Source organism: Natranaerobius thermophilus JW/NM-WN-LF (genome assembly GCF_000020005.1).
In the GTDB taxonomy this organism is placed as follows: Bacteria; Bacillota; Natranaerobiia; order Natranaerobiales; family Natranaerobiaceae; genus Natranaerobius; species Natranaerobius thermophilus.
Window position 1 is genome coordinate 778,433 of sequence record NC_010718.1, and the last position, 20,388, is coordinate 798,820.

Annotated in this window: 17 protein-coding genes and 1 pseudogene; 14 read left to right on the top strand and 4 right to left on the bottom strand. The window is 34.6% G+C overall.

What is annotated here, in order from left to right; all coding sequences use genetic code 11:
* The first annotated feature begins 366 nt into the window (after positions 1 to 366).
* Together NTHER_RS15075 and NTHER_RS03890 are read left to right on the top strand one after the other, a co-directional pair.
* The gene (locus tag NTHER_RS15075) at positions 367 to 1,077 is read left to right on the top strand and encodes a TetR/AcrR family transcriptional regulator (RefSeq protein ID WP_012447223.1); all 711 of its coding nucleotides are present in this window, start codon (positions 367 to 369) and stop codon (positions 1,075 to 1,077) included.
* A 99-nt stretch (positions 1,078 to 1,176) separates the two neighbouring features.
* A complete protein-coding gene (locus NTHER_RS03890; protein WP_012447224.1) occupies positions 1,177 to 3,840 on the top strand; it encodes a PEP/pyruvate-binding domain-containing protein in 2,664 nt (887 codons plus the stop codon).
* A 215-nt stretch (positions 3,841 to 4,055) separates the two neighbouring features.
* Here the strand turns inward: NTHER_RS03890 and NTHER_RS15865 are convergent, their stop codons facing one another.
* Positions 4,056 to 4,220: a hypothetical protein gene (locus NTHER_RS15865; RefSeq protein ID WP_158438209.1), complete on the bottom strand. Its 165-nt coding sequence runs from the start codon at positions 4,218 to 4,220 to the stop codon at positions 4,056 to 4,058.
* A 91-nt stretch (positions 4,221 to 4,311) separates the two neighbouring features.
* Here NTHER_RS15865 and NTHER_RS03895 point away from each other — a divergent pair, with 91 nt between their 5' ends.
* The 5 genes from NTHER_RS03895 to arsB all read left to right on the top strand — a co-directional run bounded on the left by NTHER_RS03895 (position 4,312) and on the right by arsB (position 7,947).
* Entirely contained in the window at positions 4,312 to 4,548 is a 237-nt protein-coding gene (locus NTHER_RS03895; RefSeq protein ID WP_012447225.1) for a thioredoxin family protein, read from the top strand.
* 81 nt (positions 4,549 to 4,629) lie between these two features.
* Positions 4,630 to 5,799: a permease gene (locus tag NTHER_RS03900; RefSeq protein ID WP_012447226.1), complete on the top strand. Its 1,170-nt coding sequence runs from the start codon at positions 4,630 to 4,632 to the stop codon at positions 5,797 to 5,799.
* Between the two features lie 118 nt (positions 5,800 to 5,917).
* Positions 5,918 to 6,277: an ArsR/SmtB family transcription factor gene (locus NTHER_RS03905; protein ID WP_012447227.1), complete on the top strand. Its 360-nt coding sequence runs from the start codon at positions 5,918 to 5,920 to the stop codon at positions 6,275 to 6,277.
* A gap of 219 nt (positions 6,278 to 6,496) precedes the next feature.
* Entirely contained in the window at positions 6,497 to 6,874 is a 378-nt protein-coding gene (locus tag NTHER_RS03910) for an ArsR/SmtB family transcription factor (RefSeq protein WP_012447228.1), read from the top strand.
* A 20-nt stretch (positions 6,875 to 6,894) separates the two neighbouring features.
* Complete coding sequence (gene arsB, locus NTHER_RS03915) at positions 6,895 to 7,947, top strand: ACR3 family arsenite efflux transporter (RefSeq protein ID WP_012447229.1); 1,053 nt, start codon at positions 6,895 to 6,897, stop codon at positions 7,945 to 7,947.
* Positions 7,948 to 8,044: 97 nt separating this feature from the next.
* On the opposite strand, the gene NTHER_RS03920 is transcribed toward arsB, so the two are convergent.
* Positions 8,045 to 9,046, bottom strand: coding sequence for a DUF3231 family protein (locus tag NTHER_RS03920; RefSeq protein ID WP_012447230.1), 1,002 nt, complete (start codon positions 9,044 to 9,046; stop codon positions 8,045 to 8,047).
* Between the two features lie 189 nt (positions 9,047 to 9,235).
* Between NTHER_RS03920 and NTHER_RS15545 the strand changes: the two genes are divergently transcribed.
* Positions 9,236 to 10,377, top strand: a protein-coding gene (locus NTHER_RS15545; protein ID WP_414628103.1) for an IS3 family transposase whose coding sequence is annotated in 2 segments (ribosomal slippage) — positions 9,236 to 9,476 and positions 9,476 to 10,377 — 1,143 coding nt in all. Because the reading frame shifts where the segments join, the coding sequence is not laid out codon by codon here.
* Positions 10,378 to 10,512: 135 nt separating this feature from the next.
* Positions 10,513 to 11,070 (top strand): hypothetical protein, encoded by a 558-nt coding sequence (locus tag NTHER_RS03935; protein ID WP_012447231.1) that lies wholly within the window; start codon positions 10,513 to 10,515, stop codon positions 11,068 to 11,070.
* A 66-nt stretch (positions 11,071 to 11,136) separates the two neighbouring features.
* Here the strand turns inward: NTHER_RS03935 and NTHER_RS15550 are convergent.
* Positions 11,137 to 12,278 (bottom strand): IS3 family transposase gene (locus tag NTHER_RS15550; protein ID WP_414628103.1). Its coding sequence is split into 2 segments (ribosomal slippage): positions 11,137 to 12,038 and positions 12,038 to 12,278, totalling 1,143 coding nucleotides; the frame shifts between segments, so codons are not numbered across the junction.
* Positions 12,279 to 12,355: 77 nt separating this feature from the next.
* A pseudogene (locus NTHER_RS03950) lies at positions 12,356 to 13,317 on the bottom strand (IS3 family transposase); the annotation flags it as partial.
* Positions 13,318 to 13,450: 133 nt separating this feature from the next.
* Between NTHER_RS03950 and NTHER_RS03960 the strand changes: the two are divergent.
* From NTHER_RS03960 to NTHER_RS03980, 5 genes are all read left to right on the top strand, one after another.
* Positions 13,451 to 15,703 carry a xanthine dehydrogenase family protein molybdopterin-binding subunit gene (locus tag NTHER_RS03960; protein WP_012447232.1) on the top strand — a complete coding sequence of 751 codons (2,253 nt, stop codon included), beginning with the start codon at positions 13,451 to 13,453 and terminating at the stop codon, positions 15,701 to 15,703.
* Position 15,704: 1 nt separating this feature from the next.
* Positions 15,705 to 16,169 (top strand): (2Fe-2S)-binding protein, encoded by a 465-nt coding sequence (locus tag NTHER_RS03965; protein ID WP_012447233.1) that lies wholly within the window; start codon positions 15,705 to 15,707, stop codon positions 16,167 to 16,169.
* A gap of 4 nt (positions 16,170 to 16,173) precedes the next feature.
* Complete coding sequence (locus NTHER_RS03970; protein ID WP_012447234.1) at positions 16,174 to 17,019, top strand: FAD binding domain-containing protein; 846 nt, start codon at positions 16,174 to 16,176, stop codon at positions 17,017 to 17,019.
* Between the two features lie 223 nt (positions 17,020 to 17,242).
* The gene (locus NTHER_RS03975) at positions 17,243 to 18,583 is read left to right on the top strand and encodes a YjiH family protein (protein WP_041367386.1); all 1,341 of its coding nucleotides are present in this window, start codon (positions 17,243 to 17,245) and stop codon (positions 18,581 to 18,583) included.
* A 302-nt stretch (positions 18,584 to 18,885) separates the two neighbouring features.
* Positions 18,886 to 20,349: a sodium:solute symporter family protein gene (locus tag NTHER_RS03980; RefSeq protein ID WP_012447236.1), complete on the top strand. Its 1,464-nt coding sequence runs from the start codon at positions 18,886 to 18,888 to the stop codon at positions 20,347 to 20,349.
* Positions 20,350 to 20,388: the final 39 nt, after the last annotated feature.

Consider the following 20,388-nt stretch of genomic DNA (forward strand, 5'->3'; position numbering starts at 1 on the left):
TAAATCAAGGCTCTTTTATACTCCGTTGTTGATAGTTGAACTCTTCGATTGAACGAATTTTGTGTAAGGCTGATATTACATCTTAACGATCCAACAGTAGAATTAAAGTCAAATAACAGGATGTTATTTGCTGATCATGCTCTAGGATGAGCAACTGATCAGGAAGCTTTAATTCTACTATTGGGGAGTTTTAGATGTCTGTGTAATGTCACCTTTTAAGTCATAGTGACATTTTCACAGAACATTCTTAGGGTGACAATATCACAGAACAATTACAAGTTAAAAATATATATGTTGACAAATTATAAAAAATACTATATATTAAACAAACCGACGGTCGGTTTTTAAAAGAGGAGGGATTATCTAATGATTAGCTCAAATAATGAATTTAATAATAGTGATAACAGAAAACAAGAGTTTTTGATGACAGCTTTAGAACTGTTTTATGAAAAAGGTTACGAAAAAACTACCATCAAGGATATAATTAACAAAATGGACGTGTCTAAAGGAGCTTTTTATCATTATTTTGAATCCAAAGAAGATGTGATTACATCACTGGCTAAAGAATACGCTGATAGAGCACTAAGTATTATTAAAAGGATCAATAGTAGAAATGATTTATCTGCAGTTAATAAGATCAATCGAATCTTCCAGTCAATTAATGAATACAAGGGGAGTTCTGAAGAAAAAAGACACAAGTTAAAAGACGCATTTTATGGAGAAGAAAATCTGAAGCTAGAGAAAAAGATATTTAATTCATTTAAAGAAGAAACAATTGATCTATTTCAAGAGATAATTGAAGAAGGAATAGCAGAAGGGTCCATTGAAGAACCGGTTTGTTCCAGGGAGCTAGCTGAGTTTATGTTATACACTATTAAAAGTTTAAATTCTTCTATAGATGAACTGGTACACTATATGAATGATGAGGATAACGATTTTGGCTATGAAGAGTTTACTAAAAGACTTGATAACAAGTTGAGATTTTACGAAGAAGCTTTTTCCAGGGTATTTAATCTACAAAATGATACTATTAAGTTACGGGAATCTTATCTTAATAGATTTGTCAAAGGAAGTTAAAAGTGTAGAGTATTATCGGTAAATCGGAAATAGGAAGCTTTTTAGCATTGCGACATACCGTCAGTCGGTATGCCGACAATCAAAAGGAGGAAATCTCCCATGAACAATTATAAATTTATAAAATTGTTGGAGAATATCACAAAAGATGATCAATCACTAGTTGGAGGAAAGGGAGCTAATTTGGGTGAGATGATAAATGCCGGGCTTCCTGTACCAGGCGGTTTTGTATTACTAACAACTGCTTATAAAAGATTTGTTCAGACCAATGGGTTACAAGAAAAAATTGATACCTTGATAAAGGGAATTGAAACCAGGGATGATAATTTAGCCGAGTTAACACAAATCTCAGAGGAAATCCAGAATTTATTTGAACAAGGTGATATACCTGAGGATATCCTGGAGGAAATAGAAAGTTCATATCAACAAATAGGAGAGCCAGAAGTGGCCGTTCGGTCATCTGCTACTTCTGAGGACCTGCCGGGAACATCTTTTGCAGGTCAATATGAAACCTATTTGAATGTTTTGGGTAAAGAAGAACTCTGCAAATATATAAAAAAATGTTGGGCATCATTATGGAACCTAAGGGCGCTAAGCTATCGAATTAAACAAAAAACAAATATTACCGACTTAGCCCATGGTGTCGTTGTACAAAAACTAATTTATGCCGATAAATCAGGGATTTTATTTACAGCAAACCCAGTTAATGGACGTAGAGATCAAATGCTTCTTAACTCTTCCTGGGGTTTAGGAGAGGCAATAGTAGGAGGGGAGGTGACACCGGATCAGTGGATTTTAGATAAGAATAACAATGAAATCGTTACAGAACAGATAGCAAAGAAAGAAATAATGACAATTAGACAAAATCAAGGTATTGATCATGTTAAAGTACCAGATGAACAGCAAACTCAGGTTACACTAGATAATGAAGAAGTATTACAGTTATTGCAATTGGGAAGTCAGGTAGAAAATTACTATGGATTTCCTCAAGATATTGAGTGGGCATATTCAGATGACAAGTTTTATTTAGTACAAACACGGCCTATAACATCACTTTTCCCCATGCCTGAACCTTTAGATGAAGGGGATGATCTCCGGATATATTTAAATATGAGTTTATATTCTCAAGCTCTACACGAACCTTTTACACCTATGGGTGAGGCTTTCTTTACAGGCATGTTTAAAAGCTTTGCTAAACGAATAAATAGGGATTATCAAAAGAAACCTGTAAAGTGGTGCAAAACGGCCGGGGGTAGGCTATTTATAGATTTAACTGAGCTATTAAGATACGAAAGGGTCCGGGAAAAGTTTAAAAATAATCCGGCTGATAAGGATCCTATAACAACTGAAGCTTTATTGCAGGTTGTAGAAAGAAATAAAGATGAACTGATCAAGAACAAAAAATCACCCATAAGTGTGGCATTTAAAATGATTTCAAAAATGAACCCCTGGGTAATTAAATTTTTGTTAACTTCCATTCATAAAGTTATGTACGGAGTAGTTTCTCCTGATAAAGCTGTTACAAAAGCTTTTGAGTACGGGCAAAGTCAAATAGCAAATATTGAACAGTCCAGAAATCAGTTAACAGAGATTGAAGATAAACTAAGGTATATAGAGGAAGTTGCTACTCGAGACATTTTTGTTGGCTTGTTTGAAGTAGTTTTTTATGTATCAGCTTCAACGAACTATATTAAAAAAGCTAAAGCCATATTAAAAAAATACAATGAGGACACATCACAACTAGACAAAGTAGAGCAATCTGTTCCCAATAATGTTACTACTGAAATGGGTATGGAATTATTAAATATTGCAAAAGAATTAGGTGAAAATGGTGAACAACCAGATGCTGATCATCCACAGATCCGAGAGTTTTTAAATAAGTACGGTCATAGATCTTCAAACGAAGTTGATATAGGTATCCCCAGATGGTATGAAAAGCCTCAGTATGTTGTAGATCTAGTGCAAGCTTATATGGACAATAAAAGCTATGATGATGGGATATCCAAATTTTATCAGGGTATGGAAGAGGCCCAACAAGTAATTGGAAATATAACAAATAGATTAAGAGAACAAGGTGGTCATAAGGATGCAAAAAAAGTTAAAAAACTATTAGAAAACTACCGAAAAATGTTTGGTGTTAGGGAACTACCAAAATTTTATTTAACAAAAGCTTTCAGCATCTTAAGAGAAATGTTAAAAGATATCGGTACAGAACTGCAACAACAAGGGAAATTAGACGACAAACTGGACATTTTCTTTGTTAATTTCCATGATCTCAAATCTATGGAAAATTTAAAGGAAATTGTAACAGAAAACAAGGAAAAATATTTCAGAGAAATGCAAAGGCCTTCTGTCCCTAGGATTATGACAAATACAGGTGAATCTATTTATTCAGCAGCAGTAGACAATGAAAGTGAAGGTGTATATAGTGGAGTGCCTGTGTCTCCCGGGGTTATTGAAGGAGTTGTCAGAGTAATAAATCACCCAGAAGAAGGAAGCAAATTGAAGAAAGGTGAAATTTTAGTAACAAAAGGTACCAATCCAGCTTGGACACCATTATTTCTTAAAATTAGTGGCTTAATTATGGAAACAGGTGGACCTATTTCCCATGGCTCTGTTGTAGCAAGAGAGTACGGTTTACCAGCAGTAGCCGGTGTTAGTGCTGCTACAGATAGATTGGTAGATGGACAAAAAGTAAGACTAAATGGAGAAACTGGGAATGTAGAAATATTAGAGGATCCCGAATCACATGCTAGTGATAAATAAATTCAGAAAGATATTCCTTTGTTAAACTACCTGGATTACTCAGATAAAGCCTGTAAGTTGCCTCTTCATCATAATGAGAAATATCCGTATAGGAAAAATAAACTTCAAAGGAATCAGTATTGTCTTTTTTGCTAATATCAGTAGACTGGAACTGTATTTTCCCGATAGTTTATGGGAAATCTACCATCATCCTCAGGTCCATATTTAGGGTCTTTCTAAATCCAAAATCTAGGATTGGAATAAGTATAATCAAACCCCAGGTCCTTTATTTTCTCATCAATCTTATACTCAACAAGTATTGTTATCCCTTCATGGTCGACATCCATTCTTTTGGGAATGTATTTAACAGTACCATCTGACTTGAAAAAGCCTTTTTTCATTAAATTTTTATGGTTGACAATTTACTTTTTGAACCATATAATCAAATTAGCATATAAACATATTCTTATATACTTAAAGGAGGTTATTGAAATGAAAATTAAAGTTATGGGTCCAGGTTGTAAAAATTGCGAAACAGTGTTTAATCGAGTACAAGAAGTTATCAAAGAAAAAGGTGTCGAAGCTGATGTTGAAAAGGTAACTGATATGAATGAAATTACCAATGCAGGGGTTTTAATGACTCCAGGCCTTGTGATTAATGATGAAGTTAAAATTTCAGGTAGAGTACCTTCCAAAGAAGAAATTGGTGAAGTTATAGACTCAGCTTAAGGTTATGCTATGGAAGGATGAAGGGGGGGGATTCTTACTAAGATTCCCCCCTCCATTATAAAAGTCAAGGAGATGATTGTTATGAATGGTAATATAAAAAAACTAATAATACTAGTAGCTGTGTTTCTCGGCGCTTATTTTATACCTTTTGAAAGTCAGCATGTAAGAGATGCAATCATGGAAGCTTTCTATATGCTTCAATATTATGCCCAGGAACATGTGCTGACATGTTTGATTCCTGCTTTCTTTATAGCTGGTGCCATAGCAAACTTTGTTTCTCAAGGGGCAGTTTTGAAATACTTTGGGGCCGAAGCTAAGAAATGGTTATCCTATTCAGTAGCTTCAGTTTCGGGGATACTTTTGGCCGTTTGTTCATGTACAATACTACCTTTATTTGCTGGCATTTATAAAAGAGGAGCCGGTATTGGTCCGGCAATAGCATTCTTGTATTCAGGACCAGCCATAAATTTATTGGCTATAGTATTAACTGCAAGGGTATTAGGACCTGAATTAGGAATTGCCAGAGCAGTTGGTGCTATTATATTTGCAATCATTATTGGTTTAATTATGGCGAAAATCTTTAAAGCTGATGAACAGGAAAGAGCTAACCAATCCTTTGATATCGGTGAAGAAAAAGAAAATAGAACGCCTGTACAAAATTTATTATATTTTGGAATTATGGTAGTAATTTTATTATTAATGACAATGGGAGAGCCAGCTAGTCAGGAAGGTTTTTGGGCACTGACTTATACAGCTAGATGGTACTTGGTTGTTGGACTATTGATTATTTTAGGTATTATATTAACTACATGGTTTAACAAACAAGAGAGAGTATCATGGGTGGAATCCACATGGGGCTTTGCCCAGCAGATTTTCCCATTACTATTTGCTGGTGTATTTGTTGCAGGGCTATTGATGGGAAGACCTGATAGTGATGCGGGTTTGATCCCTGCACAATATATTGAAGCTTTAGTTGGTGGTAATTCTATTCAAGCAAACTTTGTGGCTTCCATTATTGGTTCTTTTATGTACTTTGCAACCTTAACGGAAGTTCCCATCTTACAAGGATTGATAGGTTCAGGTATGGGCAGTGGTCCGGCATTAAGTCTATTACTAGCAGGACCTGCTTTGAGTTTACCCAATATGCTAGTTATCAGGAGTGTACTGGGAACTAAGAAAACAGCTGTATTTGTAGTCCTTGTAGTTGTTATGGCAACATTATCTGGCTTAATATATGGAAATTTATTTTAAGTTTTTATAAAGCCTCAAAGTTAATTGTTGATAACAGTTCGAATGAAATGTTATTAATCAACAGTCAACTAACCAGTTATCCTTTAAATCAACTTAAATTAGTTAGGGGTGGACAGGAATGAACGAAAAAAAGATTTTTAAAGTGTTTAAAGCTTTAGGTGAACCCAGCCGTTTAAAAATAATAAAACTACTATCCCAACAGAGTATGTGTGTGTGCGAATTGAGTGAAGTATTAGATATGAGCCAGCCCAGAGTATCTCAACATTTGCGTACATTAAAAGAAGTGGACTTAGTCTATGAAGAGCGCCAAGGATTTTGGACCTATTACAAATTAGATCTTGATGAAATGCATAAAGTATTAAAAGAATTTCATGACTTTCTTGGAGCGGACCTTAACGAAATAGAAGGTTACGAAGAAATTCACCATCGTTTGGTAAATCTTCCTCCTAAGGAAGAGATAAAGAATAAAACTAAATAATGTACTAGGGTGTGGGTTATTTAGATTCCGGCTAGACGGTAAGTATATGATATGATCATATGCTTGCCGTATTTTTAATTTGTGACACTTTCAGCAAACACGAAAAAGTGTGATTTGACGATTACTACATCTGTTGACAAATAAGCCAAATAGAAATATCATATTACCGTAAGCAAATATGATCAGATGATCATATAAAACTTTATAGAGGTGATTTTTTTGGAAGCAAAACTAATACAAATACTTAAAGCTTTGTCTGATGAGACTCGGTTGCGAATTCTTAATTTATTACATCAAGGGGATCTTTGTGTTTGTGAGTTGGAGATTTTGCTAGAGATTAGCCAATCAAACGCCTCAAGGCATTTGAGTAAACTTACCGCTGTCGAATTACTGCGATATTATAAATCTGCTAAATATGTTTATTACACAATCAATGATGAGATGATTGAAAAACATCCATTTATCAAACAAATTTTTAACATTGAAACTGCTCAATTGGAAAAATGCCAAAGAGATAATGAAAGATTGGCTTACTACAAAGAAACAGGTTATACCTGTGATGATTTAAAAGAAGGAAAGGTATGTTTTGAAGTTTAAATTATTAGGGAGGGATTTTAATGTCTGAAGAGCATCAATTAGGATTTTTTGAGAGGTATCTTACTCTTTGGGTTGGGATTTGTATTGTTTTAGGATTGGTTCTTGGAGAAACTTTTCCCCAGATAACGGAATTTTTTGAGGCCTTTGAAATTCAAGGTTATCCTCTTATTGTGGCTATTGCACTATTTCTAATGATTTATCCTATTATGGTACAGACTGATTTTGGTGAAATAATTAAAGCCGGTAAGTCAGTAAAACCTCTGACTACAACCTTGGTTCTCAACTGGTTAGTTAAACCTTTTACTATGGCTTTTATAGCATGGTTATTTTTCCGGGTGATTTTCGCCAACTTTGTGGGATATGATGTAGGCGGCGACCTGATGGCAGGGATGATTCTACTTGGAATAGCACCTTGCACGGCTATGGTTCTAGTATGGGGTTATCTGTCTAGAGGAAATATGGGGCACGTAGTGGTTATGGTGGCCATTAACTCCTTGACAATGGTAGTTCTATATGGCCCCCTTGCAGTTTTACTACTACCAGTAGCTGATGTACCAGTACCTTTTGGTAAAGTAGCCTTTGGAGTCTTGGCATATGTAGGGCTTCCATTGTTAGCAGGTTATTTAACACGCAAAATACTACTTGAATCAAAAGGAAAAGAAGCTTTTGAGGAATTTACAGGAAAATTACATTACGTATCACCAGCGGCATTATTATTTACGATAGTGGCGATAGTATCTCCTCAATCCGGTGTTGTACTTTCAAATCCTTCATTAGTATTATTTGTCTTGATCGCATTGAGTGTTCAAATCTTTCTTATTTTTGGTATCGGTTACTATGCATCTAAAAAGTTGGGCCTTGCTTATGAAGATGCAGCACCAACTGCTCAAATTGCTTCTAGTAACCACTTTGAAGTGGCCATTGCCATGTCTATAGCTCTGTTTGGCATTGATTCTCCAGCGACATTAGCAGCTGTCACCGGTATGTTAATCGAGGTGCCAATAATGTTACTGTTAGTTCAGATCTGTCTACGAACTCAGCACTGGTTTCCTAAGGTGAGGAAGGGATCATAGAGGAATATTATATAATTTGGGCAAGCAAAAAGCAGGGGAGATCAATTTTATTTATCTACCCCTGCTTTTTTGTATAGGTGAAACTTTTTGGATTAAGTTAAGATTTTCTATACATTGGAGTTTTGTGTGCCCATCCTTTTAATTTTCCGTATCTAACTAAATCATTGAACATTTTAAATTCATCGTCTAGATATTTTGAAAATATTGTACGCAAATTATCATTTCTGACAGTTGATATTGTGGCTTGGATGTGTAGATTAATGGCATCTTCTATTCCTTTAAAAATAGTTCTAAATACAAATTTATCTTCCATTACTTCAGGATCAATGTTAGCCGGTTGGCTAGCCGGTGGCTTATCAGGCATTGGAACTTCATATTTTGACGCTTCTCTTTCTAGTACTTTTAACTGACTTTGAAGTCTTGTAAGACCCCGATTTAGTAGAAGTTGAAAGTCTTGGTCATGAATAAAGTTCATGAATATCTGAGTAAGTTGTAGCTGTTGGTACCTAATATTTATGTGGTCCCACAAATGATTAGCTTCGCTGGTAGCTAATTCTTCTCTTTCTCCGGGTTTATTGGTTTTGAAGGCGGGTTCAACATCTACCCATCCTTTCAATTTCCCGAATTTATAAAGATTTTCGTAATCAGTCAAATGACTCTTAACAAAGTTCATATAATGGCTTCGTAAATTATCATTGACTGTAGAGGTAGTAATTGCACTGCTTAGTAAGTAAAGTTCTGACAACATATCAGAGAAAATTTTCCTAAATATCATTCTATCAGTTATTGCATCTATATGAACTGAAGTCCTTAAATACTCTGGTGGCCTATCCGGAACCTTGACCTTAAATTTGCTAGCTTCGCTTTCAAGGATTTTAATTTGCTTTTGAAAATGTTTTTGATGCTGCGACAATAATAAATCAAATTCACGGTCATGGACAAAGTTTCTAAAAAGTTGATAGGTTTCAAAACTTAGATATCGTGCTCTCAAAGAATTCCATATATTAAAAGCTTCCATTGATGAGAGTTCTTGTTCAGCTGTTAATGATTTTTTGAAGATAGATGCATTTTTTGGATTCAATAACCTGAATATTTTCAATTATGAACCTCCTGAAACTTATTTCAGGATTATTGTTTGTGTGTGAAAACTAAAATATTCAAGTTATGTTTAAAGTTTACGATAAACATTATCAGAAAGCTTAATATAATTACTGGTGTTAGTATAAATTCTTGGACACATCATGGTTAAGTCACTTACAATATTAATAACGAAAGGATGTGTCCAGTAATGAGTAATAAGAGATATAATGAAGACTTCAAAAGAACAATTGTAGATTTATATAATTCAGGTAGTTCTGTGAAGGATTTGTCTAGCGAATATGGTGTGACAGAGGTTACTATTTATAAATGGATCAAAGATTTCTCTCCAAACCAACAATCTGGCAGTGAGGGAGCCACTTCAAAAGATGTGGAAGAAATGCAAAAAGAAATGGCTCGCTTGAAAGAGGAGAATGAAATCTTAAAAAAGGCTATGACCATATTCGCCAAAAAGTAGACAATACAGAGCTTACTGAATTTATAAAAGAACAAAAGGACGAGCATACTATCAAAGCTATTTGTGATGCTCTAGACTTTCCGAGAAGTACTTATTACGAAACAATAAATCGAGTTGAATCTAATCGTGACAAAGAAAACAGAGAACTATTAGATCAAATAACTCAAATTCATAAAAACAGTAAAAAGCGATATGGTGCACCAAAGATCCACGCTGTGCTAATCAATAAAGGATACAAAGTCAGCTTAAAAAGAGTCCAACGATTAATGAGAAAAGAGGGTATCAAATCAATTGTCAGGAAAAAATATCGGCCTTATCCTAGTAGAGAAAAAGTAGTCGAACGAGAGAATCTCCTAAAACAAGACTTTTCAACTACATTTGTCAATCAAAAGTGGGTTACTGATATTACATACATTGATACTGTTAAAGACGGCTGGTGCTACTTAGCCTCTGTAATGGATTTACACACCCATAAAATTGTTGGATACTCTTTTAGCAAGACCATGACAACAGATTTAGTTATTAAAGCTGTTAAAAATGCTTATGATACACAGAAACCTGGCAATGGACTTATTCTACATAGTGATCTAGGTACCCAGTACACTAGCGATGACTTTAAGCGTTTTTTAAGGTACAAAGGGATCAAGCAATCATTTAGCAGAAAAGGCTGCCCTTATGACAATGCACATATCGAATCATTTCATGCTACTTTGAAAAAGGAAGAAGTTAACCATGTTAAGTACTTAGACTTCAAATCGGCTGAAATTGCTCTATTTAGGTTCATTGAGAGCTGGTACAACAGAACAAGAATCCATGGAAGTTTGGAGTTTTTAACTCCTCAACATGTTGAGGATCTAGCAAAGCAATCTGCTTAATACTTAACTTTTTGGTGTCCAAAATTTTGACCTAAGTCCAATAAATTAAAGTGACTATTTGCTAAATTAATACGTCTACTATTAATGATTTGCTATTTATAATGATTTTTTAGGATAGAAAGGAGTAATTCATAAATGAATACGTATGCAGCAGCTTTTAGGCATCTTTATTGGGGATTTTTATTTGTTTCACTAGATTTTAGACTACAGGGTTTTAATGTGTTACCGGATATTATTGGTTATATATTATTTGCACTAGCCTTAGGGACCTTAGCTTCTTGGAATGAAAACTTTAATTCAGCTAAACCTTTTACCTATGTGTTAATCTTTCTATCTATATTTACAATTTATGAAGCACCTGCGCCTGTGGGACCTGGAGTTAACTTTTCCGTTAACCCAATTGGTGCCATGATAGGAATTATCAGCTTAATTCTTAGTCTAATTGCTGTTTACAAAGTATTCATGGGTATTAAAGCTCTAGCTGACATGCAAGAAGAATTTGATCTTAGTATTGAAGCAGAACTGCGTTGGAAACAGTTCCTATTCTTAAACATTGCCACATTATTTGGAATTGTTTTGATGGCAATCCCTGGATTAGCCGTTTTAGCTTTTATTGGTATATTCATTGCTGGGATTATTTTAACAATTAAAATTATGTCATTTATGGCTAAATGCGAATCTCAGATTAACTAATTATACTTATAATTAATTTAAGTGTATGGACTTAGGTCAAAATTTTGGACACCAAAAAGTTAAGTATTAAGCAGATTGCTTTGCTAGATCCTCAACATGTTGAGGAGTTAAAAACTCCAAACTTCCATGGATTCTTGTTCTGTTGTACCAGCTCTCAATGAACCTAAATAGAGCAATTTCAGCCGATTTGAAGTCTAAGTACTTAACATGGTTAACTTCTTCCTTTTTCAAAGTAGCATGAAATGATTCGATATGTGCATTGTCATAAGGGCAGCCTTTTCTGCTAAATGATTGCTTGATCCCTTTGTACCTTAAAAAACGCTTAAAGTCATCGCTAGTGTACTGGGTACCTAGATCACTATGTAGAATAAGTCCATTGCCAGGTTTCTGTGTATCATAAGCATTTTTAACAGCTTTAATAACTAAATCTGTTGTCATGGTCTTGCTAAAAGAGTATCCAACAATTTTATGGGTGTGTAAATCCATTACAGAGGCTAAGTAGCACCAGCCGTCTTTAACAGTATCAATGTATGTAATATCAGTAACCCACTTTTGATTGACAAATGTAGTTGAAAAGTCTTGTTTTAGGAGATTCTCTCGTTCGACTACTTTTTCTCTACTAGGATAAGGCCGATATTTTTTCCTGACAATTGATTTGATACCCTCTTTTCTCATTAATCGTTGGACTCTTTTTAAGCTGACTTTGTATCCTTTATTGATTAGCACAGCGTGGATCTTTGGTGCACCATATCGCTTTTTACTGTTTTTATGAATTTGAGTTATTTGATCTAATAGTTCTCTGTTTTCTTTGTCACGATTAGATTCAACTCGATTTATTGTTTCGTAATAAGTACTTCTCGGAAAGTCTAGAGCATCACAAATAGCTTTGATAGTATGCTCGTCCTTTTGTTCTTTTATAAATTCAGTAAGCTCTGTATTGTCTACTTTTTGGCGAATATGGTCATAGCCTTTTTTAAGATTTCATTCTCCTCTTTCAAGCGAGCCATTTCTTTTTGCATTTCTTCCACATCTTTTGAAGTGGCTCCCTCACTGCCAGATTGTTGGTTTGGAGAGAAATCTTTGATCCATTTATAAATAGTAACCTCTGTCACACCATATTCGCTAGACAAATCCTTCACAGAACTACCTGAATTATATAAATCTACAATTGTTCTTTTGAAGTCTTCATTATATCTCTTATTACTCATTACTGGACACATCCTTTCGTTATTAATATTGTAAGTGACTTAACCATGATGTGTCCAAGAATTTATACTAACACCAATTCGATATGTGCATTGTCATAAGGGCAGCCTTTTCTGCTAAATGATTGCTTGATCCCTTTGTACCTTAAAAAACGCTTAAAGTCATCGCTAGTGTACTGGGTACCTAGATCACTATGTAGAATAAGTCCATTGCCAGGTTTCTGTGTATCATAAGCATTTTTAACAGCTTTAATAACTAAATCTGTTGTCATGGTCTTGCTAAAAGAGTATCCAACAATTTTATGGGTGTGTAAATCCATTACAGAGGCTAAGTAGCACCAGCCGTCTTTAACAGTATCAATGTATGTAATATCAGTAACCCACTTTTGATTGACAAATGTAGTTGAAAAGTCTTGTTTTAGGAGATTCTCTCGTTCGACTACTTTTTCTCTACTAGGATAAGGCCGATATTTTTTCCTGACAATTGATTTGATACCCTCTTTTCTCATTAATCGTTGGACTCTTTTTAAGCTGACTTTGTATCCTTTATTGATTAGCACAGCGTGGATCTTTGGTGCACCATATCGCTTTTTACTGTTTTTATGAATTTGAGTTATTTGATCTAATAGTTCTCTGTTTTCTTTGTCACGATTAGATTCAACTCGATTTATTGTTTCGTAATAAGTACTTCTCGGAAAGTCTAGAGCATCACAAATAGCTTTGATAGTATGCTCGTCCTTTTGTTCTTTTATAAATTCAGTAAGCTCTGTATTGTCTACTTTTTGGCGAATATGGTCATAGCCTTTTTTAAGATTTCATTCTCCTCTTTCAAGCGAGCCATTTCTTTTTGCATTTCTTCCACATCTTTTGAAGTGGCTCCCTCACTGCCAGATTGTTGGTTTGGAGAGAAATCTTTGATCCATTTATAAATAGTAACCTCTGTCACACCATATTCGCTAGACAAATCCTTCACAGAACTACCTGAATTATATAAATCTACAATTGTTCTTTTGAAGTCTTCATTATATCTCTTATTACTCATTACTGGACACATCCTTTCGTTATTAATATTGTAAGTGACTTAACCATGATGTGTCCAAGAATTTATACTAACACCACACTTTCATATGTATATAATTTGTACTTAATAATTCAAATAAAAGGGGTGCTAATTAATGCAAATAATAGGTTCTTCTTACCCAACTCATGATGCAAAGGGTAAAGCTACTGGACAGACTGCCTATGCTGGTGATATGCAACTAGCAGGAATGTTACATGCTGCTGTGTTGTTTAGTCCAATTCCTCATGGATACGTTAAGTCAATTGATGACTCAAAAGCATTGGCATTACCAGGGGTTGTTAAAGTATTACATTGTTTTAATACAACCCAAAAGGAGTTCTCTAGATATCGAACTTTTGTTGGACAACCTGTTCCAGATCAAGAAAGAGTTTTTAATAATCATGTTCGTTTTGTAGGGGACAGAGTAGCTGCAGTTATTGCTGAAACAGAAGAAATTGCTCGTAAAGCTGTGGAACTTATTGAAGTAACTTATGAAGAATTACCATATTCATTATCACCAGAGCAAACGTTAAATGGTTCAATAGATAATATCCATAAAGACGGTGCTGTCTATGGTGATCTTCATAAAGAAGTTGGGGACGAAAGTAAAGTGGATCCTTCAGCAATTGAAATTACTACTAGCAATAAGTTAGATAGGCTCAACCATCTCACTATGGAAACTCACAGTTGTGTAGCAAATTATGATCATGGGTTAGATGAGTTGACTATATGGAGTCCAAACCAAAGTGTCCATGGCTTAAGAACTGTAGTTGGTGATTTGTTTGAAATACCTTATCATAAGATAAGAGTAATTAAAACTACCATGGGTGGTTCCTTTGGTGCAAAACAAGAATGGGTATTAGAACCTGTGGCTGCGTGTTGTGCACTCAGTGTTGGAAAACCAGTTAAATTGGTATATAACCGGGCTGAGAGTATGGTATCAGTATACGGTAGAGGAGCCGTTGAATCTAAGATTACATCAAAAATAACAAAAGACGGTAAGCTACAGAGCTTTACAACGGATATAACTTTAGATGCTGGAGCTTACTTAGGAAATTCATATGTTTATATTAATACAATGCTCGGTAAATTCTTCCGTTGCTATAAATATCCTTATGTAGATTTTACTGCTAGAACTACATGTACTAATACACCTGTATCTGGAGGGTTTAGAGGATGGTCAGGACCAGAGGCTACATTAATGATTGAACATAACTTAAATGTAGCTGCTAAAAGACTTAATATTGATCCTGTTGAATTGAGATTAAAAAATGTTGCTTTACCAGGAGACAAGGATATTTACATAGATCGTGATCTTGGAGAAATTCGCCTTAAAGAATCCTTAGAATTAGGTAGAGAAAAGTTTAACTGGGAATTAAGAAAGAAAGAAGTATCTGAATTTAATAGCAAAAACAATCGTTATAAACGTGGTATAGGTGTAGCTTGCGGTGGACATGTGAACGGATTTACACCAAAAAGAGGAGAATTTGCAACAGTGGATATGAGAATGACGGAAGATGGAAGTATTCAAGCAAACGTAACTTTACATGACCATGGATGTGGTACCGTAACAACTTTCCAAATGATTGTTGCTGAAGAATTAGGCATTCCTCTTGATATGGTTTCAGTGAAAGAAGGAGATACTTTCGTATCACCATATGATTATGGATGTTATTCAAGTAGAACAGTTTATGTATTAGGACGAGCAGCACAAGAGTGTGCTAAAGAAATAAAAAGAGTTTTAGGGAAAAATATAGCTGAGTTACACAATATTCCACTAGAAGATATAGAGGTTGTCAATGGGTATGTTCGCTCCAAAAAAGATGAGGAAATTAACTATACTTATGCTGAGGCATCTGTTAAGAGTTTATTTGAGCTAGGAAAAGAAGTTGTTGCAACTTATCAACATAAAGATGATACCAATCCTAGTGTGACGGCTGCTCACTTCGCACTTGTGGAAGTAGACACATATACAGGCATGACAAAAACTTTAGATTATTTAGCAGTACATGACATAGGAAAAGCTCTTAATCGTGAAATGTGTATAGCCCAAATTGAAGGTTCGGTTACTATGGGAATGGGTGCTGCCATATCTGAACACTTAACTGTTTCTGAACAGGGGCAAAGTACTAATAGTATGAAAGATTATCATGTAGTTAATTGTTATGATGCACCAAATGTAAGAGTAGAACTTATTGAAGATGGTGGAACAGACGGTCCATATGGAGCAAAATCAATAGGTGAAATAGCACATATACCAGTAACAGCAACAATCGTTGGTGCAATAAATGATGCATTATCAACTGAAATTTGTGAAATTCCAATTAATCCAGATAAAATTGCTAAACTTATGAGTGGGAGGGCTTAACATGAAGCTAAATTTTAAAGTAAATGGCAAAGATAGAACCTTAGAGGTGGATGGAAATAGACGTCTGATAGATATATTAAGAGAAGACTTAGGATTAACAGGTACGAAAGAAGGTTGTTCTGAAGGTGAATGTGGAGCTTGTACAGTGATTGTTGATGGAAAGGCCCTACATTCTTGTTTATTAGTAGCAACACAATTAGAGGGTAAAGAGGTTATCACTATTGAAGGCCTATCTGAAAATGGGGAATTAGACATTATCCAAAAAAACTTTGTTGAAGAAACTGCTATTCAGTGTGGTTACTGTACACCAGGCATGATAATGTCAACTAAAGCGTTATTATTAAGAAACAGTAACCCAACAGAAGAAGAGATTCGTATTGCTTTATCAGGAAATATTTGTCGATGTTCTGGATACAGTCAGATTATTCGTGCTGTACAAAGAAGTGCACAAGAAATGGAGGGTTAATAAAATGATGAGTTTTACACCAAAAACATTATCTGAATTACATGCTTCATTGGCACAATTAACACCACAAAGCAAAATAATTAGTGGAGGAACTGACCTTATTATTAATATGAATTCAGGAGAAATAACACCAGATGCTCTGCTTTATATGGGAAATGTTCCAGAACTAAAAAAGATTGAGCAAGTAGGAGATACTGTAGAAATTGGTGCAGCTGTAACAATGACTGAATTAGAGAATAGTCCAATATTACAAGGGAAGCTACAAGCAATCGTTGATGGTGCAAAAGATGTAGGGTCTCAACAAATTCGCAACAACGGAACAATTGGAGGTAATATAGGGACTGCATCACCTGCTGGGGATTTTATACCTATACTATTCATGCTAGATGCAGTAATTGTCATTGCTAATTCAGAAGGCACTTTCAAAGAATTACCAATTAAAGAAGTAATATTAGGTCCAGGAAAAACTTGTATTGACTATAATGAGGCAATTGTCAAAATCAAAATAAAAATTCCAGAGTCACCTAATTACAAAAGTGCATTTGTCAAACTAGGTTCTAGAAGTAAAGTGACTATTTCAAGAATTGGTGTAACTATGGGGCTTGAAATAGAAGATCACAAAATAACAAAAGCCAAAGTTGTAATAGGAGCAATAACACCAACACCTGTAAATTTTGAAAAAGCTGAAAAGGCTATGATAGGAAGAGTAATAGATAAAGACTTAAAAGATGAAATAGGACAAATGTTATCAGACTTAATCAAAGAGATATCAAAATCAAGGAGTCGTGAATACAAGGCTTGGGCTGCAAAAGGAGTTATCGAAGATGTATTAGATAAATTTGTTGCCTAATTATCAAATATAGGTGCTGCGTCTGCATGAAAAATCTCTGTTAGTAGACCAGTTGTACCAGTTGTTAATAAAACAATTCGTGAAGGCGAGAACAAATAGGTGTTTCCCCTTATGAATGTTTGTTAAATTGGACAAGCTTTTAATTGATAAATAGCTCCCTGGTAAATCAAATAGCAGCATTTTGAAATGAGCTATTATAAAATAATTAAGGAGGGTATTAATGATGACTAATGAAAATGAAACAGTACAAAAATTAGACACAAACTCAGTACTAAAATTTATTTTGTTAAGTATGTTAGGTATCTTTTTATTTTTTATTCCTGTTCAAGAGTCAAATGTTCCCTTAGTAGTAATAATCAACACGCTTAGATCTTTATTGGGAGATGCATTAATTGGAATTGTAGTCATTATGGTTGTTACTTTAAATATTTCTGTGTTATTAGGAAGAGTATTCAAAGTTAAATGGTTTGCCGAATATCATAAAAATGACAAACCAGATCAAATATTGTTTTTTTTCCTTTCACTTATATCAACAATTTGTATTTTATTTGAAATAGGGCCAGCATTTATTTTTCAGGATCCAAGAATAGGCGGGGAGTTATTACCCTTATCAGCAGATATAATGTCAACAATAACCTTAGCTGGATGGTTAATATTTATTATTTTAAAATCAGGTCTTGTAGAATTTGTTGGAATACTTATTGAACCTTTAATGAGACCTATATTTAAACTTCCTGGTCAATCGGCTATAGACTGTTTATCTTCATTTGTAGTATCACCAGCAGTAGCAATATATTTAACAGACGATTATTATCAAGAAAAAGTGTACACTAAAAGAGAAGCAATCGGTGCGGCAAGTTGTTTTAGTACATGTAGTGTTGGATTTATTGGTGTATTGGCTGCAATGGGGGGGATTGAGTACCAATTTGGCGTTTTAGTAATATGCAGTTTATTACTAGTGTTTGTGCTAACACCTATCCTTTTAAGAATTCCTCCTATTTCATCATATAAAAATGAGTATGTGGACAATAGGGTTCAAACAAAAGAAGATTGTGTAGTAGATAAACAAGGAAATGCTTTTAGAAGAGCTCTAATTGCAGCTAGTAACAGATCTGAAGAATTTAATATGAAGGACTTTGCATTAAGATTAGTTAATTCACTCAAATTTGCTCAAAGAATAGTGACATATATGATGACAATAGTTGTAGTTACACTTACACTAGTGTACTACACACCGATTTTTACTTGGGTGGGAAGACCATTTGGAATATTGTTTGAGTTATTACAATTACCTAATGCGGCTGAAATTTCAGCTGCTCCAATCCTTGGTTTTCTATCAATTACTTTACCAGTAATCTCTATTTCAGGGCAAGAGATAGCTGAGCAAAGTGTATTCTTTGTAGTATTGCTCTCTATTGCACAGATTATTTTTATAAGTGAAGCTGGATCCGCTATGTTACAATCAAGTTTGAATATTAAGTTCAAAGATATAGTCAAAATGGTTGCTGTAAGAACTATGATTGCTATACCTATTGTTGCATTCATTTCACATTTGTTGTTTTAATTTTTAACTATTAGTCCTTTTAAGCGGAATTTAACCAAATTAGGGAGCCGAATGGCTCCCTAATTTAAAAACTCTCGCAAAGTCTCGGTTGTATTATCAAAAATATATATGACAACAAAGCAAATTGTGAAATATATAACGTGTCATTTGATTTAACAGGATAAGGATATTCAGCAAAATGGAGCAGTTGGTATGTCTTTTGACATCTTTGAAATCCAGCGAATGGTGTTTTACAAACTGTAAATGCAGTTGTACTAGATATGAATTTTGTAAGAAATAAATGCAGTTAAGGAGGAAATAAATTGGATATTTATAGTATAGTTGCTGTCCTGTTTCTTGTATTATACTTATTTGTAGGTGTTTATGCCGGGCGGGTTACAAATACCACTGGTGATCATATGGTTATGAGCAAAAGTGCTGTGGGGTATCAAATAACAGGATCGCTAATTGCTTCTAACTTGAGTAGTGTAACTTTAATAGGTTATACAGCTACAGTTGTAGCAAGTGGTCCTCTAGCTATACTTTCTCAATTTGGGATGACTGTTGTTGCTAGCTTATTTATTGGACTATTAATTGGTAGATATATTAGAAGGATGGATTTAAATACAATCCCTGAATTTTTTGAGAAAAGATATCCTAGTCAAGCTATACAATTAGTTTCCTCAATCATATTATTAATTTCTATGGTAGCTTATACAATCAGCGTTACAATAGGTACAGTTGTTGTCGGTAAAAATTTATTTGGCTGGAATGAGATGACCTCTCTAATAGCTGTGATCCTTTTGATTACTATGTTTACTATTAGAGGTGGAATGCGTTCTGTTGTTATTACGGATGTAATAATGTTTTGTGTGTTTTTTATGTCTTCTTTATTGATAGGGTATCCAATAATTCAGCACCTTGGAGGTTTTGAGTTAGCAATTCAAAAAGCAACACCAGAGTTTACACATCTTTTTAATTGGGTTGGAGACGACTCCCTTCTCCAGGGTACCATGAATATCATTGAATTAAATGTTTTATGTTTAATTAATGTTATGGCCGCACCTCATTTGATGAGTAGGATCTATATTGCGAAAAGTGAACGTGAGTTTGGTAAAGCTATGCTATATCTTTCAATAGGGATACCAATTACGGTATTTGGGTTGCTATACTCTTTTGGATATTTACCAGTATTAGAACATGTTCAAGGGTTTACTGTTGAAGGAGAGGTATTTCCGTGGGTTGCAAGGAATTTAGTAAATCCTTTTGTAGGGGCAATAGGTATGTCTGGGGTTATAGCAGCGGCAATTTCTACTTCATCGTCTCTTTTGCAACAAGCTTCCGCTACCCTTGCGAATGATATAATTAAAAAATACTTTATAAAAGATTTATCAGATAATAGAGTTCTTCTGGTTACCAGGGTTTGTGTTGTAGTTCTAGCTATAATAGTTTTTATTGGTGCATCAATACCAACTATTGAAGGTTTAACTGTTCTGTATGCATTCTTGTTTGCTACCTCAGTTTTTGCTGCTTGGTGGCCTTCAATAATAATTGGAACGTTGTGGAAGAAAGGGTCTACTTCTGGGGCTTTTTGGTCAATGAGTATGTCACTATTTGTTGCAGTTATTTTAGGCTTTACTAGAGCTGCCGGGTTAACGCCAGAATGGGTCGTGCCAAATGTTGCTGCACTAATTACATCAACAACGCTATTTATAGTCATATCATTGTTTACAGAGAATCAAAAAGAGGAGTTAGAATTAATGGACAAAATTAGTCGTTCAGTTTAACTATTTCAAGTTACGACAGTTTATTACTAATCAAAGAGT

What these genes read in the sequence shown, in the direction of transcription:
- NTHER_RS03905 (WP_012447227.1), top strand. Translation starts at nt 5,918, where the DNA reads ATGAACGAAAAAAAGATTTTTAAAGTGTTTAAAGCTTTAGGTGAACCC.
- NTHER_RS03960 (WP_012447232.1), top strand. Translation starts at nt 13,451, where the DNA reads ATGCAAATAATAGGTTCTTCTTACCCAACTCATGATGCAAAGGGTAAA.
- NTHER_RS15075 (WP_012447223.1), top strand. Translation starts at nt 367, where the DNA reads ATGATTAGCTCAAATAATGAATTTAATAATAGTGATAACAGAAAACAA.
- NTHER_RS03890 (WP_012447224.1), top strand. Translation starts at nt 1,177, where the DNA reads ATGAACAATTATAAATTTATAAAATTGTTGGAGAATATCACAAAAGAT.
- NTHER_RS03895 (WP_012447225.1), top strand. Translation starts at nt 4,312, where the DNA reads ATGAAAATTAAAGTTATGGGTCCAGGTTGTAAAAATTGCGAAACAGTG.
- NTHER_RS03965 (WP_012447233.1), top strand. Translation starts at nt 15,705, where the DNA reads ATGAAGCTAAATTTTAAAGTAAATGGCAAAGATAGAACCTTAGAGGTG.
- NTHER_RS15865 (WP_158438209.1), bottom strand. Translation starts at nt 4,220, where the DNA reads ATGAAAAAAGGCTTTTTCAAGTCAGATGGTACTGTTAAATACATTCCC.
- NTHER_RS03975 (WP_041367386.1), top strand. Translation starts at nt 17,243, where the DNA reads ATGACTAATGAAAATGAAACAGTACAAAAATTAGACACAAACTCAGTA.
- arsB (WP_012447229.1), top strand. Translation starts at nt 6,895, where the DNA reads ATGTCTGAAGAGCATCAATTAGGATTTTTTGAGAGGTATCTTACTCTT.
- NTHER_RS03970 (WP_012447234.1), top strand. Translation starts at nt 16,174, where the DNA reads ATGATGAGTTTTACACCAAAAACATTATCTGAATTACATGCTTCATTG.
- NTHER_RS03935 (WP_012447231.1), top strand. Translation starts at nt 10,513, where the DNA reads ATGAATACGTATGCAGCAGCTTTTAGGCATCTTTATTGGGGATTTTTA.
- NTHER_RS03900 (WP_012447226.1), top strand. Translation starts at nt 4,630, where the DNA reads ATGAATGGTAATATAAAAAAACTAATAATACTAGTAGCTGTGTTTCTC.